The organism is Candidatus Obscuribacterales bacterium (assembly GCA_036703605.1).
Taxonomy (GTDB): domain Bacteria; phylum Cyanobacteriota; class Cyanobacteriia; order RECH01; family RECH01; genus RECH01.
Window position 1 is genome coordinate 1 of record DATNRH010000216.1, and the last position, 1,104, is coordinate 1,104.

Sequence of the window (1,104 nt, forward strand, 5' to 3'; positions counted from 1 at the left end):
ACCCTCCCAACAGTACCACATGTACTACAAATATGGCCCTGAGCATAGTCATTGAAATGATTACGTAGCATGGGCTACCCCTTCTTCCGGTCCTCAAGCCACTTCAGCATGACCGCGTGCACCTCGGCATCCGGAAACTGCGCCTCCCGTATATCCCACTCCCGTGCAAAGGTGTCCTCACACGGGGTACAAAAGGCACGCCCGATCGGGACTTGAGTGTGGCACTTCCGGCACACGCGCCCAAGAGCAAAGCGATTGAAGTAGTTGATGAGCGGCATAGGCTACTCCTCCCACCAGTCGGGGAAAGCGGTCGCACTGTCTTCTTGAAGTTCTTGAACCCGCTTCTCCATACTAGCCATACTAGCCCGCATAGCTTGGAAGGTTGCCGAATCAGATACAGCGCAGGGCGCACAAATTTGATTGTGGGGAGCGGGTTCACCACACGAGTCACATGTGTGGGTGACCACATAGGTATTGAAGTGGTTGATGAGCATAGCCTACTCCCACTCACCACGGAGCCACTCAGTCATGCGCTCGTACACGATAGCAGGGGGAGTGTCCAGCTTTATGAGCACAGAGCCCCATGTCTTTGCAAACTTTTGCACGCACAGGCCGCAATAGGTATGTTCCAAGGAGAGGGGAGTCACTCTGCATCTCCGGCACGTATGCCCCTGTGCCTCTTGTTCACGGCCATAGGCATCAAAATGGTTGCGTATCATTTCCTCACCCTTTCCTCTCGAACCGCTAATACGAACTTTTGCCAAGGCTTCGCACTACACCACTGACACTGCAAGTGGTCGGGATGCTTTCGGTCACCACACTGGCACGTACTGTGGGCCTCCTCTTGGCAGGCCCAACACATACGATCCGTCGATACAGGAGTTGGATGGCCGCAGTCATCGCAGGTACGTTCTCTAGCAAACGTATTGAAGTGGTTGATGAGCATAGGCTACTCCGAGCCCGAGCTGATACTGTCCCACACAATGGTGAACTTTTGTATCGGGCTCGCATTGTCCCACACCGGGTCTGGCTCGGGGGATAGGGAGGCTGCGCCCGGACCACTAATCCTGTCCCGTATCAGGGGGAACTTATTTTGCAAGGGGC

Annotated in this window: 2 protein-coding genes; both read right to left on the bottom strand. The window is 54.8% G+C overall.

What is annotated here, in order from left to right; all coding sequences use genetic code 11:
* Window positions 1-74 precede the first annotated feature (74 nt).
* A complete protein-coding gene (locus V6D20_04585) occupies window positions 75-278 on the bottom strand; it encodes a hypothetical protein (protein ID HEY9815070.1) in 204 nt (67 codons plus the stop codon).
* A gap of 3 nt (window positions 279-281) precedes the next feature.
* Entirely contained in the window at window positions 282-494 is a 213-nt protein-coding gene (locus V6D20_04590; protein ID HEY9815071.1) for a hypothetical protein, read from the bottom strand.
* Window positions 495-1,104 lie beyond the last annotated feature (610 nt).

Bases quoted from the DNA above. Each gene is read 5' to 3' on its own strand.
- V6D20_04585 (HEY9815070.1), bottom strand. From the start codon at position 278: ATGCCGCTCATCAACTACTTCAATCGCTTTGCTCTTGGGCGCGTGTGC.
- V6D20_04590 (HEY9815071.1), bottom strand. From the start codon at position 494: ATGCTCATCAACCACTTCAATACCTATGTGGTCACCCACACATGTGAC.